The organism is Paraburkholderia sp. RAU2J (assembly GCF_003634845.1).
GTDB lineage: Bacteria > Pseudomonadota > Gammaproteobacteria > Burkholderiales > Burkholderiaceae > Paraburkholderia > Paraburkholderia fynbosensis.
Window position 1 is genome coordinate 54,136 of sequence record NZ_RBXG01000001.1, and the last position, 14,671, is coordinate 68,806.

Annotated in this window: 12 protein-coding genes and 2 pseudogenes; 7 read left to right on the forward strand and 7 right to left on the reverse strand. The window is 62.9% G+C overall.

Translation table 11 applies throughout. The features are described from left to right. Positions 1 to 178: 178 nt before the first annotated feature. Positions 179 to 1,177, reverse strand: coding sequence for a serine protease (locus B0G69_RS00195; RefSeq protein WP_158608913.1), 999 nt, complete (start codon positions 1,175 to 1,177; stop codon positions 179 to 181). 569 nt (positions 1,178 to 1,746) lie between these two features. Here B0G69_RS00195 and B0G69_RS00200 point away from each other — a divergent pair. Beyond that, the gene (locus B0G69_RS00200; protein WP_121315140.1) at positions 1,747 to 2,157 is read left to right on the forward strand and encodes a DUF2000 domain-containing protein; all 411 of its coding nucleotides are present in this window, start codon (positions 1,747 to 1,749) and stop codon (positions 2,155 to 2,157) included. A gap of 22 nt (positions 2,158 to 2,179) precedes the next feature. Here the strand turns inward: B0G69_RS00200 and B0G69_RS00205 are convergent, their stop codons facing one another. From B0G69_RS00205 to B0G69_RS00215, 3 genes and pseudogenes are all read right to left on the reverse strand, one after another. Then, positions 2,180 to 2,704 (reverse strand): Lrp/AsnC family transcriptional regulator, encoded by a 525-nt coding sequence (locus B0G69_RS00205; RefSeq protein ID WP_121315141.1) that lies wholly within the window; start codon positions 2,702 to 2,704, stop codon positions 2,180 to 2,182. Between the two features lie 6 nt (positions 2,705 to 2,710). Further along, positions 2,711 to 4,445: pseudogene (locus tag B0G69_RS00210) on the reverse strand (acyl-CoA synthetase). A gap of 64 nt (positions 4,446 to 4,509) precedes the next feature. Beyond that, a complete protein-coding gene (locus tag B0G69_RS00215; protein WP_121315142.1) occupies positions 4,510 to 5,448 on the reverse strand; it encodes an SDR family oxidoreductase in 939 nt (312 codons plus the stop codon). 181 nt (positions 5,449 to 5,629) lie between these two features. Between B0G69_RS00215 and B0G69_RS00220 the strand changes: the two genes are divergently transcribed. After that, complete coding sequence (locus B0G69_RS00220; RefSeq protein ID WP_121315143.1) at positions 5,630 to 6,334, forward strand: TetR/AcrR family transcriptional regulator; 705 nt, start codon at positions 5,630 to 5,632, stop codon at positions 6,332 to 6,334. A 136-nt stretch (positions 6,335 to 6,470) separates the two neighbouring features. On the opposite strand, the gene B0G69_RS00225 is transcribed toward B0G69_RS00220, so the two are convergent. Then, entirely contained in the window at positions 6,471 to 7,379 is a 909-nt protein-coding gene (locus tag B0G69_RS00225; RefSeq protein ID WP_121315144.1) for a LysR family transcriptional regulator, read from the reverse strand. A gap of 142 nt (positions 7,380 to 7,521) precedes the next feature. On the opposite strand from B0G69_RS00225, the gene B0G69_RS00230 reads away from it, so the two are divergent. The 5 genes and pseudogenes from B0G69_RS00230 to B0G69_RS00250 form a co-directional block, all read left to right on the forward strand. After that, positions 7,522 to 9,648, forward strand: a complete 2,127-nt coding sequence (locus B0G69_RS00230) for a 3-hydroxyacyl-CoA dehydrogenase NAD-binding domain-containing protein (protein ID WP_121315145.1) — start codon at positions 7,522 to 7,524, stop codon at positions 9,646 to 9,648. An 80-nt stretch (positions 9,649 to 9,728) separates the two neighbouring features. Beyond that, positions 9,729 to 10,937: an acyl-CoA dehydrogenase family protein gene (locus B0G69_RS00235; protein WP_121315146.1), complete on the forward strand. Its 1,209-nt coding sequence runs from the start codon at positions 9,729 to 9,731 to the stop codon at positions 10,935 to 10,937. A gap of 12 nt (positions 10,938 to 10,949) precedes the next feature. Beyond that, on the forward strand, positions 10,950 to 12,089 hold the full coding sequence (locus tag B0G69_RS00240) for an acyl-CoA dehydrogenase (protein ID WP_121315147.1): 1,140 nt from the start codon (positions 10,950 to 10,952) through the stop codon (positions 12,087 to 12,089). 180 nt (positions 12,090 to 12,269) lie between these two features. Beyond that, positions 12,270 to 13,001, forward strand: coding sequence for an IS6 family transposase (locus tag B0G69_RS00245; RefSeq protein WP_121315148.1), 732 nt, complete (start codon positions 12,270 to 12,272; stop codon positions 12,999 to 13,001). 65 nt (positions 13,002 to 13,066) lie between these two features. Further along, positions 13,067 to 13,342, forward strand: a pseudogene (locus B0G69_RS00250) (DUF3422 family protein); the annotation flags it as partial. Between the two features lie 148 nt (positions 13,343 to 13,490). Here the strand turns inward: B0G69_RS00250 and B0G69_RS00255 are convergent. Both B0G69_RS00255 and B0G69_RS00260 read right to left on the reverse strand, forming a co-directional pair. Next, on the reverse strand, positions 13,491 to 13,826 hold the full coding sequence (locus B0G69_RS00255; protein WP_241991241.1) for a hypothetical protein: 336 nt from the start codon (positions 13,824 to 13,826) through the stop codon (positions 13,491 to 13,493). Positions 13,827 to 13,935: 109 nt separating this feature from the next. Further along, positions 13,936 to 14,259 (reverse strand): four-helix bundle copper-binding protein, encoded by a 324-nt coding sequence (locus B0G69_RS00260; RefSeq protein ID WP_121315149.1) that lies wholly within the window; start codon positions 14,257 to 14,259, stop codon positions 13,936 to 13,938. Between the last annotated feature and the right edge of the window lie 412 nt (positions 14,260 to 14,671).

Below are 14,671 nucleotides of genomic sequence, written 5' to 3' on the forward strand. Positions count from 1 at the left end.
AAGGGGGCGGGAGTCCATGCCATCAGCCTGAAGCTGGCGTCAACTTGTCGGTGCCTTCTTGCCGTCCATTGCTTTTCCTCGCCGATTCAGGACTACTCCATATTGGACTTTTTTATAAAGCATTCTGCCCATATAACACTTATCAATCTATTTGCCTATTGACGAACAACCGCTCTCTCTACATTCGCGCGTAGCATTCCACACGCACGGTAAATTCTTTTGCGGTTTTGTAGGCGATTTGTGCTGAGGCTGGGCCACCTTTCAGGTCGGCAGAGGCACTGACGCCATTACGCGACAGAAATTGGCGCGCAACATCCGGCTTGATCGCGTAATACTGCTGATTGACTGGTTCGCCTGCACCTAACGTCAAGTCGTTGACTCCCGCAACGTTCCCGGATGGATCTAGTAGCGGGCCGCCGCTATTGCCAGGGTTAAACACCGCTGAGTGTTGTAAAAGAAATCTCTTTCCATCGAGTCCGGACATGGATGCAATCACGCCTTGCTGAATAACCAGCGGCGCTTGTTGCCCAACTCCTGATGAATATCCCAAGGAATAGACGGTCTCGCCAACTTCTGATTCCGGAGCGAACGATGCGGAAAATCCACGCCAACTATTCACCTTCAATACGGCAAGATCAACTTTGGTATCGGACGCAACATAGGCCGCGTCGAATGTTCGCTCACCGTTCCATACGGCAAATCGATTGCATCCAGCTACGACATGATGGGTTGTCAGAAGCGCACCGCCGTCCGATACAAAAAATCCGCTTCCGATACCAACCAGCTTTTCCTTCGGCGTATTTGATTGACTCGCCATGTATTGAGCCGCATCGTGGCCCGCATAAGAGATCACTCGCTCACCGAGAGAAGTTGACCCGTTCCCGATACTCGTACCGCTTGGAGAGTCAATTGAATTGAAGCGAACTTCGACATTTCTACCGTCTCCACACGTCGCTCGGGCATAACCTGATACTGGCGAGCTATACATCCATTGCCCGCGACAGATCACACCGGTCGAGGTTTTGAGCGTCAACATTCCGCTGCTTGCGTCGTCCGAGATCCCAGAGAAGAAGATCTTCGGCTCGGCGATATAGCCAACAACCGGCACTGTCGCAGCAACTGCAGAGCTGGACCACAGCGCTATGGACGATACGAGCACCACCAACCAACGACTCATCTTGCCCCTCCACAAGAATTCGCACGATGCGGCAGAACAACCCATAAGTATCATGGGGGCAAAGCTTCGATTGTCGATAATTGTCAAATTTCAATGCTCTCACGACGGTTCCGATGTGATGGACGACTCCCGCTTCTGAGGCTAGAAGCTTGCAAAGCCCGAACACACCGGTGAATCGGTCGCCCCGCAGATCGCGCGGCGTTACGTAAAGAGCGATAAGACCGATGCGGCAGAGGCCGAAGCAGTCTGCGAGGCGATACGGTGCCCGAACGTGCGCTTTGTACCGCTCAAGACTCAGACTCAACAGGCAATGCTGCCGCTGCACCACGCACGCGCCGGACTGATCCGCAGCTTGGCCGCGTCCAGTACGACGACAGGCTGCGTTGCAGCACACGACGTTGATCAAGCCGGCTTGCGCCGAACCCCATCAGGCAAAACCCGACATCGGCGCCGCGCTAACGCGAGTTCGTCGAAGCCCATTTTTTTTGCCGCGCGCTCATCCCCACACGCGGCGATTTTCCATAAGATTCGACTGTGGAATCTCTCTTGAACATGGAGCGTAGTGCGCAATGGAATTCGATACGAAAGTCGCGATCATCGTGCTAGACGATCTCGCCGTGTGGCAAAAACTCAATGTGACCGCGTTTCTCGCCACCGGCATCGCGGGCGCCGCGCCCGAGGCGCTCGGCGAGCCGTACGAGGACGCGGCCGGCCTCCGGCATGCGCGGCTGCTCGGCCAGCCGATGATGGTCTATCAGGCGGACAACGCAGGTTTGCTGCGCGCGTTTCGCCAGGGCATCGAACGCGAGTTGACGCGCGCCGTGTATGTGCGCGCGATGTTCTCAACCGGACATGACGAAGCGAACCGCGAGGCGTTTCGCGCCGAGCCCGCCGACGCGCCTGATCTCGTCGGAATCGCGGTGCGGGGGCCGAAGAAGGCGGTCGACAAGGCGGTCAAGGGTCTTGCGCTGCATGCGTGAGCGGCATGCTTCAGTCACCGCGCTACAGGTTCGGGCTCGGCCCGCGCTCCAGATACGTGGTCAGCGCAATGTAGCTGCGCGTGCCGGTGAAGCCTTCTATCGCGTGAATGCGCGCGAGCAGTTGTTCGAGCGATTGAGTGTCGCGCGTACGTACTTTCAGCAGCATCGCGCTCTCGCCCGTCACCGTATGAATCTCCTCGACGTCCGATAGCTCTTCCAGCGCGAGCAGTTGCCGCGTGACGGCCCAGCTCGTCGTATCCACGTGCACGAACGCGAGCAACGGGCGGTTCAGTTTCGCGGCGTCGAGTGCGGCGACAGTGGCCTTGATCACGCCTTCGCGCTTCAGACGCCGGGCGCGTTCGTGAACCGCGGGCGCAGACAAAAACAGCAGCTTGCCGAGGTCCGCGTAAGTGCGCGTGGCGTCTTCGGCGAGCAGCGCGAGCAGCTTGCGGTCGGTATCGTCGAGTGCGGCGGCGGACGGTTCTGGGGCGGACGTTCTTGATGTTCTGGCGGTTCGGGTGGAGGGTCGGTGTGCGTTCGTGGTCATCGGGTTTCAGGTTTTTGCAGTAGGGTCGTCCGCTTGCGGCGCGAGTCCTGCACGCAGCGCCTTGCGGATGACCTTGCCGGTTGCGGTCAACGGCAGGCTGTCGACGAAGCGGATTTCGCGTGGATATTCATGCGCGGCGAGGCGCGTCTTGACGTGCTGCTGAATCTCGCGCACGAGCGCTGCATCGCCGACGAAACCCGGCTTCAGCACCACGAACGCCATCACGATCTCGGTACGCTCGCGATCCGGTGCGCCGATCACGGCCGCCATCGACACCGCAGGATGACGCAGCAGCGAATCTTCGATCGACGCCGGGCCGATCCGGTAACCGGCGCTCGTAATCACGTCGTCGCCACGGCCCACGAAACGGATGAAGCCATCCTCGTCGCGCGTGCCGAGGTCGCCGGCTCGTAATCACGTCGTCGCCACGGCCCACGAAACGGATGAAGCCATCCTCGTCGCGCGTGCCGAGGTCGCCGGTCAGCAGAAACCTGCCACGGAATTTCTCGTGCGTCGCCGCTTCGTTGCGCCAGTAGCCGAGGAACATCACCGGATCGGGCGCGGCCACCGCGATATCGCCGATTGCGCCCGGCGGCAGTTCGTCGCCGTTCGCATCGACGATCGCGACGTGATGCCCCGGCACCGCGCGGCCGATCGCGCCGAAGCGCGGCTCGAACAGCGCCGCGCACGACGACACCACGACGTTGCATTCGGTCTGCCCATAGAACTCGTTGATCGTCACGCCGAGCGCCGCGCGGCCCCAGCCGATCAACTCCTCGCCGAGCGATTCGCCGCCGCTCGCCACCGAGCGCAATGCGAGATGCCAGCGTTCCGGATGCGCGACGCCCCGCATCATCTTCAGCGCGGTCGGGGGCAGGAACGTATGCGAGACCGCGTGGCGCGCCATCAGATCGAATGCGGCCTTGCCGTCGAATTTCGCAAAGCGGCGCGCGAGCACCGCGACGCCGTGATGCCACGACGGCAGCAGCACGTCGAACAGGCCGCCGATCCATGCCCAGTCCGCCGGCGTCCACATTAGCGTGGCGTGCGCGGGAAAGCCCTGCTGCGACATCTCGACGCCGGGCAGATGACCCAGCAACACGCGATGCCCATGCAACGCGCCCTTAGGTTTGCCGGTCGTACCCGACGTGTAGATGATGACCGCGGGGTCGTCTGCGCCGGTGTCGACCGGCGTGAAGTCTGCGGATGCATGCGTTAGCGCCTGCCAGAACGCACGCACGGGCGCGGACGGGTTCGCGCGATCCTGTTCGATATCGACGCTGAAGACGTTGCGCAGCTCGGGCAATGCGGCGCGAATCTCGTCGACTTTCTGCACGCCCGCGTGATCGGTGATCAGCGCCACCGCGCCGCTGTCGCCGAGACGATGTTCGATCGCGTCGACGCCGAAGAGCGCGAACAGCGGCACGGCCACCATGCCCGCCTTGTACGCAGCGAGATGCGCGATGGCCGTCTCGATCGATTGCGACAGGAAGATGCCGACGCGGTCGCCGCGTTGCGCGCCGCTTGCCTGCAATGCGTTCGCGAAGCGGTCGGACAAGGTCTTCAATTCGTCGAACGTGTAGCGCGTGGCGTGGCCGTCGGCGTCTTCGACGATCAGCGCGAGACGGCCCGAGCCGTCGGCCCATTTATCGCAGACGTCGACGCCGATGTTGTAGCGCGGCGCAATACGCCACGCGAAATTCGCCTTCAGCGAATCGTAGGTCTGGCCTTCGAGGTTCATCGTGTCTCCTTCGTGTCGCCTTCGTGTCGCCATCGACTGGCGGCCGGTTTGCGTGGCGTGCCGCCTATGCGTGCGGCTCGACCTGGTCCTGCAAACCCGTCGGCGGCTCATAGCGCGGAAAACCGTTGTATTCGATCGTACGCTCGGCTTGCGCTAACGGCCAGGAATGACGCGCGTTCGGCACGCCGCCGTCGACGCGAATCACCGTACCGTTGATGAACGCCGACGCTTCCGAGAGCAGAAACACGGCTGCGCTGGCGAGTTCGGATTCGGTGCCGAAGCGTTGCAGCGGCACCTTGTGTTTCAGCGTGCGCAATAGCGCCTGGTAATCCTCATGGTAGCTGTCCATACCGGCCGAGGCGATCCAGCCTGGCGCAACGGCATTGACTCGCACGCCCGCGTGGCCCCACTCGCAGGCGGCGGTTTCCGTGAAATTCCATACACCCGCCCGAGCCGCGCCCGAGTGGCCCATGCCAGGCATGCCGCCCCAGATGTCGGCGAGCATGTTCACGATCGCGCCGCCGTGATGCTGCATCCATTGGGTATAGCACTCGCGCGACATCAGAAAGGTGCCGTGCAAATTGTTGCGCACGACCGCGTCCCAGCCATTCAACGAAATCTTTTCCAGCGGAGCCGGAAATTGACCGCCGGCGCAATTGAACAGACCGTCGATGTGGCCCAACTCCGCGATGATCGAGGCGATCGTTTCGCGGACCTGCGGTTCGTGGCGGATGTCGCATGCGTAGATGCTGTGACCACCGGCGACGGCTGGATGGTCCGCCGCCAACTCGGCCAGCACGGCCTTCAGTTTGTCTTCGCCGCGGCCGATCAGCGCCAGCCTCGCTCCCAACGACGCGAGTTCGTGCGCCGTGCAACGGCCCAGCCCACTGCCGGCACCGGTGACGACGATCACCTGGCCGGCGAACAGGCCTTCCCGAAAGACGGAACGGTAGCCATTCAATGAGGATGGCGGCGATGAGGTGCGCTGCGAAGCTGTAGGCATGCGAGCTGTCTCCGTTACTTGCTGCCGCTCTTGAAGGTTTTGAGTTTAGCTCAAGTTACGACGAAGAACAGTTGAACGCGTAAATTTTTCAGGCGATTTCGCGCTAATCTTTACCGAAAAAATATATTGAGCTAGACTCAACTAACCTGCCAATGCTACTCCTGACCATTTCATTGCCGCAATGAACACGTCCTCCGTCTCCCGTCGCGTGCCCGTGCAGGCACGCTCCGAGCAGCGCCTCAAGACGATTCTCGAAGCAGCCCGGCTCGTGTTTTCCGAAGTCGGCTATGCCGGCGCCACCATGACGGAAATCGCGCGGCGCGTGGGGGTATCCGAAGCGACAATCTTCACTTACTTCGCAAGCAAGCGCGATCTGTGCGTTCGCGTACTCGGCAACTGGTACGACGAGATCATCGCCCAAGTGGAAAATGAATTGCCCTTGATTGCCGGCACGCGCAGCAAGTTCGCGTACCTCGTGCGTACGCATCTCTATCGCCTGACCGTCGACGGAACCGGACTGTGTGCGCTGATTCTTTCCGAAGGGCGCGAGAAAGACGACAAGTTCGGCGACGTGATCGTCGAGTTGCAGCGCCGTTATACCGCGCCGATGATGGGCGTGCTCGCCGAAGGCGTGGCGAATGGCGACATCCGCGCCGACATGTCGCTCGGGCTCCTGCGCTCCGCCATCTACGGTCCGATGGAGCACGTGCTGTGGGATGCCGTGCGCAAGGAGAGAGCCGTCGATATCGAAGCGACCGCTGCTTCGCTGGCCGAGCTGCTGTGGCAGGGACTGGTGCCGCCGGATGCGCGGCGCGGCGCGCTACAGCAACTACGCAGTGATATCGTCGGAGCGGTCAGGCGATTCGAGGCGGCGGTGTCGAAGTAGCGCTACACGAGGCCGCCCGCGTGATGCGCAACAGCGCAGGCCAAAGGCGCGTCCTTCGAATGCGCAGTTTGGCGCGCGCAGCGCAAGAATTGACCGCCCTCCCTGTCCCTCTACGCCCCGAACTACACACGGGCGATCACGCAACCACGCCCCGCCCCGTCCCACGCGCCTGCTGCAAAACAAATTCGATAAAAGTCGCGGCAGCGCGCGTGTGATGCCGGTTCGGCATATAGAGCATGTACATGTGCGTGCCGAAGATGCTCAGGCGCCATTCGTCGAGCGCGGTCACCACGTCGCCGCGTTTCAGATCGTCCTGCACCACGTAGTCGGGCACGAGTCCCACGCCCAGACCCGCGAGCACTGCCTGCCGCAGGAACAGAAAGTTTTCGGAGATGATCGCCGGCTCCAGCAGCACCTCGTGCCGCTCGTCGCGCAGATAAGCGGCGACGCGCAATTGTCTGCCGACCACGGCCGCCGTGATGAGCGGCGCAGTGCGCAGATCGTCCAGTTTCGCGGGCATGCCGTGCGTTTGCGCAAATACCGGCGACGCGCACGCGACATAGCTCACCGGCCCCATGTCGCGCGCGACCAGATTTTGCGGCGGCTCCGACATGACCCGCACCGCGATATCGACTTCGTCGCGCATCAGGTCCTCGACGCGGTTCTCGAACATCACGTCCAGCACGATGCCCGGATAGAGCCGCTTGAACGCGATCAGCCAGTCGGACATCACGAGCTGACCGTAGCCGCTCGGCACGCTAAGCCGCACACGCCCCTGCAGGCTCTGCCCGAGTGTTGCGACCGACTCGCGCGCGGCGAGCAGCGCGTTCTGGATCGTGCGGCCATGTTCGTATAGCTGTAGCCCGATTTCGGTCGGCTCGACCCGGCGCGTGGTGCGTCTGACCAGTTGCAGCCCGATCGAGCGCTCCAGTTGATTCAGGTGATAACTCACGTTCGCGCGGCTCATTTTGAGCCGGCGCGCGGCTTCGCTCAGGTTGCCGGCATCGAGAATCTCCACCAGCAAGGTCAGGGAGTTGACGTCCATGGCGGCGCCTTTGTCAAAATAATTTTGACAGTCTGTCAACCCGGCATGTGATTGTCAATGAACCTTGATCACTCCACAATCGGGACAATTCGCCAGACCCGGCGCGCTTCAAATGCCTCGGTAACCGTCAGGAGACGACATCATGACCCTCGACCCTTCGGCCGACGCCGCCCTTGTCACGCGCGAATTGCGCGGCAAGGTGCTGCTCGTCACCATCGACCACGCGCCGGTCAACGCGCTGTCTGCCGACGTGCGGCGCGGCCTGCTCGCCGCGATCGAAGCCGCCGACACCGACGAGTCCATTGAAGCCGTGTTGATTGTCGGCGCGGGGCGCAACTTTATCGCCGGTGCGGATATTCGCGAGTTCGGCAAACCGCCAGTGCCGCCGTCGCTGCCGGATGTGTGCAACCGCATCGAAGCGTGCACGAAGCCGGTCGTCGCCGCGATTCATGGCGCGGCGCTCGGCGGCGGCCTCGAAGTGGCGCTCGCCGCGCACTACCGGATCGCGGTGGACGGCGCGAAACTCGGCCTGCCCGAAGTGCAGCTCGGTCTGCTGCCGGGCGCGGGCGGCACGCAGCGCACACCGCGCCTGATCGGCGCAGCCGCCGCGCTCGATCTCATCCTCAGCGGCCGGCATGCCGGCGCGAAGGAGGCGCTCGCAATGGGACTCGTCGACCGGGTCGGCCGCAGCGGCGACATCCTCGCCGAAGGGCTCGCGTACACGCACGAACTGCTGGCCGCACACGCGCCGGTGCGCCGCACGCGCGACGCCGCCGCACTCGCCGATCGCGCCGCGAGCCTCGCCGCCGTTGCCACGGCGCGCGCGGAAACCGCGAAAAAGTCGCGCGGCCTGTTCTCGCCGCTGAAGATCGTCGAGGCCGTCGAGGCCGCGATCGAACAGCCTTTCGACGGCGGACTGCGGCTCGAACGCAAACTGTTCCTGCAATGTCTCGACAGCCCGCAGCGCGCCGGCCTCATTCATGCGTTCTTTGCCGAGCGCGAAGTGCTGAAGGCGCCCGAGACGCGTGACGCGAAACCGCGCGCCCTCGATGCGATCGGCGTGGTCGGCGGCGGCACGATGGGCGCGGGTATCGCGGTCGCGGTGCTCGACGCCGGTCTGCCGGTGACGATGATCGAACGCGACGACGCGTCGCTCGCACGCGGTCGTGCGCACATCGAAAAAGTCTACGACGGCCTGATCGCCAAGGGCCGTCTGAGCACGGAGAAGAAGGCGCAGATCATGACGCGCTGGAGCGGCAGCACGTCATATGACGCGCTCGCCGGCGCCGACCTCGTCATCGAAGCCGTGTTCGAGGACCTCGCGGTGAAACAAGCCGTGTTTGCCGAACTCGATCGCGTGTGCAAAGCGGGCGCGGTGCTCGCGACCAACACGTCGTATCTCGACATCGACGCGCTCGCGGCCAGCATCTCGCGTCCCGCGGACGTCATCGGCCTGCACTTCTTTTCGCCCGCCAACATCATGAAGCTGCTGGAAGTGGTGGTGCCGAAGCACGTCAGCGCCGACGTGGTCGCCACGGCGTTCGAGCTGGCGAAGAAGCTGCGCAAGACGCCGGTGCGCGCGGGCGTGTGCGACGGCTTCATTGGCAACCGCGTGCTCGCCGTGTATCGCAGCGCCGCCGACGCGATGATGGAAGACGGCGCGTCGCCGTATCAGATCGACGCCGCGGTGCGTGCGTTCGGCTTTCCGATGGGCCCGTTTCAGGTGGTCGACCTCGCAGGCGGCGACATCGGCTGGGCCACGCGCAAGCGGCGCGCGGCCACCCGCAACCCCGCCGCGCGCTACGTGCAGATCGCCGACCGCCTGTGCGAGCGCGGCTGGTTCGGTCAGAAAACCGGGCGTGGCTTTTATCTGTACCCCGAAGGATCGCGCAGCGGCACGCCCGACCCGGAAGTCGAAGCAATCATCGACGCTGAACGCGTGCGCGCCGGCATCACACCGCGCACCTTCACCGACGAGGAAATCGTGCGCCGCTACATGGCCGCGATGATCAACGAAGGCGCCAACGTCGTACACGAACGCATCGCGCTGCGCCCTTTGGATGTCGACGTGACCTTCCTGTACGGCTACGGTTTTCCGCGCTATCGCGGTGGTCCGATGAAATACGCGGACATGGTCGGCCTGCCGAAGATTCTTGCCGACATCCGCGAGTTCGCTAACGAAGACCCGCTGTTCTGGCGAGCATCGCCGCTTCTGATCGACCTCGTGGAACGCGGCGCCGATTTCGCGAGCCTGAATCAGTCGGCCTGAGCCGACCTGTCATCCGACGCAGGCGGGCCGGTGCCATACTCGTCGCACCGGCCCGCTCACTCTCTACGGAACAACCCGCCATGGACCTGAACTTCACCCCTGAAGAAGAAGCCTTCCGCGCCGACGTGCTGGCCTTCCTGCGCGACCGTCTTCCGCAACGCCTCGCCGACAAGGTGCACGGCGGGCGCCGCCTCACGCGCGACGACATGGCCGAATGGCACGCGATCCTGCATGCGCAAGGCTGGCTGGCCAATCATTGGCCGAAGGAGTACGGCGGCCCCGGCTGGAACGCAGTGCAGAAGTTCATCTTCGAAAACGAATGCGCGCTGGCCGGCGCGCCGCGCGTGGTGCCGTTCGGCGTCAACATGCTCGGACCGGTGCTGATCCGATACGGCAGCGAAACGCAGAAGCAATACTGGCTGCCGCGCATTCTCGATGGCTCCGACTGGTGGTGCCAGGGCTACTCGGAGCCGGGCGCGGGCTCGGATCTCGCGTCGGTGAAGACCACGGCGGTACGCGGCTCGGATGCGCAAGGCGAGCACTACATCGTCAATGGCCAGAAGACGTGGACCACGCTCGGCCATTACGCGAACATGATCTTCTGCCTCGTGCGCACCGCAATCGACGTGCGCAAACAGGAAGGCATCAGCTTCCTGCTGATCGACATGAACACGCCAGGCGTCGAAGTGCGCCCGATCATCACGCTCGACGGCGAGCACGAAGTCAACGAAGTGTTTTTCACCGACGTGCGCGTGCCGGTTGCAAACCTCGTCGGTGAAGAGAACAAGGGCTGGACTTACGCGAAGTATCTGCTCACCTATGAGCGCACGAATATCGCGGGCGTCGGCTTCTCGGTGGCCGCGTTCAACCGGCTGCGCACGATCGCCGCGACGCAGCTGCGCAACGGCAAGCCGCTGGCGCAAGATCCCGCGTTCGCAGCGCGCATGGCGCGCGTCGAGATCGATCTGGAGAACATGAAGACCACCAACCTGCGCGTAATCGCGGCGGTGGCGGGCGGCGGCGTGCCCGGCGCCGAGAGTTCGATGCTGAAGATTAGAGGCACCGAGATCCGTCAGGAAATCGCGTCGCTCACGCGTCGCGCGATGGGCGCGTACGCGCAGCCGTTCGTCGAGGAAGCGCTGCACGATGGGTTCGACGGCGTGTCGGTCGGCCCCGACGAAGCGGCGAGCGCCGCTTCGCTTTACTTCAACAATCGCAAGCTGTCGATCTTCGGCGGTTCGAATGAAATCCAGAAGAACATCATTTCCAAAATGATCCTGGGACTGTAGGAGGCGCACGTCATGAACTTCCAGCACACCGAAGACCGCCGCATGCTGGCGGATACGTTGAACCGCTTCGTCAGCGAACAATACGGCTTCGAGACGCGCGACCGGATCGCGTGCTCGGCGCAAGGTTTCAGCACGGAACTGTGGGGCCGTTTTGCGGAACTCGGCATGATCGGCGCGCTGTTCGATGAAGCGAACGGCGGTTACGGCGGCGGCGGCTTCGACATCGCCGTCGTGTTCGAGAGCCTCGGCCGGGGCCTCGTGGTCGAGCCGTTTCTCGATACGCTGATCGTCGGCCGGGCCGTCGCGAAGAGCGGCAACGATGCGCAGAAAGCCTTGCTCGGCGAGTTGATCGACGGCTCGCGGATCGTCGCGCTGGCGCACGGCGAACCGGATTCTCACTACGAGTTGGCCCGTGTGACGACGCGCGCGCAGCGCGGCGGCAATGGCCACGGCGCCTGGCAATTGAGCGGCGCGAAAGCCGTCGTGCAGCATGGCGAGCACGCTTCCGTATTTCTCGTATCAGCTCGCACGAGCGCTGCCGACGAGGCGGAAGACGGCATCGCGCTGTTTCTCGTGCCTCGCGACGCGGCGGGCGTCAGCGTGCGCGGCTATCGCAAGATCGACGGCGGGCGCGCGGCCGAAGTCACGTTCGACAACGTCACGCTCGGCGACGACGCGGTCCTCGGCGTAGCAGGTGAAGGCTTCGCGACGCTCGAATACGCGATCGGCTGCGGCGTGCTCGCGTTGTGCTCGGAAGCGGTCGGCGCGATGGATGTCGCGAAGGACCACACGCTCGACTACCTGCGCACTCGCAAGCAGTTCGGCGTGCCGATCGGCAGCTTCCAGGCGTTGCAGCATCGGATGGCCGATCTGTTGCTCGAAATTGAACAGGCGCGCTCGGCGGTGATCAATGCTGCTGCCGCGCTTGAGGGCGAGCGCTGGGTGCGAGAGCGTGCGCTATCGGCCGCGAAGTACAGCATTGGCAGGATCGGCGTGCTAGTCGCCGAGGAATGCATTCAGCTTCATGGCGGCATCGGTATGACGTGGGAACTGCCGCTCGCTCACTATGCGAAGCGCCTTGTGATGATCGATCATCAGCTTGGGGATGAGGATCATCATCTTGAACGGTTTGTGGCGCTGGGGGCGGGGTGAGGTCGTGTTCGTGTTAGGGATGCGTGAGGGGCGGCTTTTTTTCTAACGACGCATACGAAAAAGGCCTCACAAGCAGTGCTTGTGAGGCCTTGATTTCTTTGGTCGGGGCGAGAGGATTTGAACCTCCGACCACCTGCACCGGCAATGTCAACTTGGAGGCCGCGCTGGGTAGAATGGGGGATGAAGAAGAACCCCTCGCCGTATCACGGCTTCCGTTTTCCAGCCGCAGTTATCAGTTGCGCGGTACGCTGGTACCACCGTTTCAACCTGAGCCTGCGCGACATCGAGGAATTGCTGCTCGAGCGCGGCGTCGTGGTCAGCTACGAGTCGGTGCGCAACTGGTGCGACCGGTTCGGCGCGATGTTTGCCTACCGGGTGAAAGCGGTCCGGCCGCGGCCGGGCACGACGTGGCATCTCGATGAGCTGTTCGTCAAACTGCGCGGTAAGCCGTACGTGCTGTGGCGTGCAGTGGATCAGCACGGCGTCGAACTGGACGTGCTGCTGCAAAAGCGCCGTGACAAGACTGCGGCAAGGCGCTTCTTCAGAAAGATGCTGCGCTCGCACCCGGTGCCCCGAAAGATTGTCACCGACCAGCTGCGCAGCTATCCGGCGGCAAAGGCCGAGTTGCCGCAGCTGGCCGATGTGAAGCACGTCTTCGTGAAGGCCTCGGCCCGGGTCAATAACCGCGCGGAGAACAGCCACCAGCCGACGCGCCGGCGTGAGCGTCAGATGCAGGGTTTCCGTGACCCGCGGCGCACGCAGCGCTTTCTGTCGAACTTCGGCCCGATCCGTCAGCACTTCGCGCTGCCCCGGCACAGGATGAGTGCGGGTGACCATCGCTCACAACTGCGGGCACGCCTGGCCAGCTGGTTCCAGTGGACCGCCGCTGACCCGACTGACATCGCTCGCTAATCAACAGGAATCCTACTCATACTGCATTGGTACATGCCCCCGTCGTCAACTTGACAATGCCCGCCCGCCTCCTGAGAGGCATGGATCGGACCGCCCGCAACCAGCTAAGGCTTCAGCATGCCGTCGAGGGCTTGTCTGTTGCGGCCATTTCCTACTATGTTCTGTCGCTGTCCGGAGTCGCACTCAGGTCCGTCCATGCTGCGCACTTCATCGCAGATCCTGATCTCATCGAGGGCCTGCTGATCCTGCCCGTCATCCTGACGGTGATGAGTATCATGCGGCGCACGAGACGATCCCGAAGCAACCAGGCCTGTGCAACCGAACCGGAACCGGTGCAATAATAAGGATTGCGTCTGCGGAAACGTCGCTTCAAATCCTGCTATAAAGATAAGTGACGACATTACTTCGCTGCTAAACGAAGTAATATCGTCAACTCCGAGGCTCCCGCCCTTCCTCGCGGGCATTGGCGAGTGACAAGATTACTTCGCTCTACGCAGCCGCGCCCGTGCTCGCGCCGAAGTAGCCGAACGAGAGGCGTGACGTCTGCTTCGCCGCGATCCAGGCCGTTGCTTGCGCGAGACGCACTGCCAGCAGCTCGATGTCGAAGCGGGCAGCGCGACCGGTGTCTTCCTGCTCGGAGAGCAAGTCCATCAGCAGCGTTCCGCTGCTGGCCCGATTGAGTTCGGTGGCCACGTACTGGTTTCGAGGGCTGAACCGTGAACTGCCGCTGCCGTGCGCGAGCAGAACCAGTGACTGAGCGTCCTGTGGCAGCGCGAGCGTGCCCATCAGGGAGGCGTCCTCCACCGGAATGGTGACTTCCTGCATTTGGAGCCGAGGTTCCATGACATCCTCAAGCCGGGTACGACATTATTCCGACCCGATACGCGACGCGCTCGCCGTCGTCCTCGCGGGCGCGCTGATGCTGAGCAAGACACTAGATTGCCCGGCAGGCTTCCGCGCATCTCCGGCACGCATCGCTGCATGTGCCGCAGTGCTCGGGTGCGTGCCGCGCACATTCATCGGCGCACTCGTCGCAGATCCGTGCGCAGAGTTCGCAAAACTCGGGTGCGAAATGGCTTTGTCGAGCCAAGGCCGCAGATGTGAGGCGGCATAGCGAAGCGCAATCGGCGTTGAGGCGAATACATTTGGCCATGTTCACCCTGCCCGGTTCATCGAGGCAGGCGGATGCGCAGCGATCGCAGGCAGCGGCACAAGCATCGCAGGCTTCAATAGACGGCTGATAGATTTCGGGGTTCATCGACGAAGCTCCAGACTTGAATAGAGTTGTTCGGCGTCCGCCGCGTGCTCACCTCCAAGGCAAGGCGCAAGGTGTTGCGATAACTTCAAGGCCGACCAGCGCGGCTTTCATAGCAGCGTAGTCGCTCGTGTCGGTGCCGTAAAGCGAAGCTGCGAGCCGGATTCCTCGCGAATAGCTTCGTTAAACGTTTCGAGTTTGATTCGCTGTACCGGTTCGCCGCGGTTCCGGAAGAGATTCTTCGAGACAAGGCGACAACAGAGGCACTAATCTCGAAGGTTGACGCTATCCGCGATGGCCGCTCGGAGATCGACATCCGTCTCAACCGAAGCGTCCCAGTGCGGCCAACCTTGGCCTTGGACCAACGGCGATAGCAAATGAGTGAACGACCGCAACGTTGCCGCCTGCTCCGGTG

Excerpts from the sequence above, each read along its gene's own strand:
- B0G69_RS00195 (WP_158608913.1), bottom strand. The coding sequence starts at position 1,177 with ATGAGTCGTTGGTTGGTGGTGCTCGTATCGTCCATAGCGCTGTGGTCC.
- B0G69_RS00200 (WP_121315140.1), top strand. The coding sequence starts at position 1,747 with ATGGAATTCGATACGAAAGTCGCGATCATCGTGCTAGACGATCTCGCC.
- B0G69_RS00205 (WP_121315141.1), bottom strand. The coding sequence starts at position 2,704 with ATGACCACGAACGCACACCGACCCTCCACCCGAACCGCCAGAACATCA.
- B0G69_RS00215 (WP_121315142.1), bottom strand. The coding sequence starts at position 5,448 with ATGCCTACAGCTTCGCAGCGCACCTCATCGCCGCCATCCTCATTGAAT.
- B0G69_RS00220 (WP_121315143.1), top strand. The coding sequence starts at position 5,630 with ATGAACACGTCCTCCGTCTCCCGTCGCGTGCCCGTGCAGGCACGCTCC.
- B0G69_RS00225 (WP_121315144.1), bottom strand. The coding sequence starts at position 7,379 with ATGGACGTCAACTCCCTGACCTTGCTGGTGGAGATTCTCGATGCCGGC.
- B0G69_RS00230 (WP_121315145.1), top strand. The coding sequence starts at position 7,522 with ATGACCCTCGACCCTTCGGCCGACGCCGCCCTTGTCACGCGCGAATTG.
- B0G69_RS00235 (WP_121315146.1), top strand. The coding sequence starts at position 9,729 with ATGGACCTGAACTTCACCCCTGAAGAAGAAGCCTTCCGCGCCGACGTG.
- B0G69_RS00240 (WP_121315147.1), top strand. The coding sequence starts at position 10,950 with ATGAACTTCCAGCACACCGAAGACCGCCGCATGCTGGCGGATACGTTG.
- B0G69_RS00245 (WP_121315148.1), top strand. The coding sequence starts at position 12,270 with ATGAAGAAGAACCCCTCGCCGTATCACGGCTTCCGTTTTCCAGCCGCA.
- B0G69_RS00255 (WP_241991241.1), bottom strand. The coding sequence starts at position 13,826 with ATGCAGGAAGTCACCATTCCGGTGGAGGACGCCTCCCTGATGGGCACG.
- B0G69_RS00260 (WP_121315149.1), bottom strand. The coding sequence starts at position 14,259 with ATGAACCCCGAAATCTATCAGCCGTCTATTGAAGCCTGCGATGCTTGT.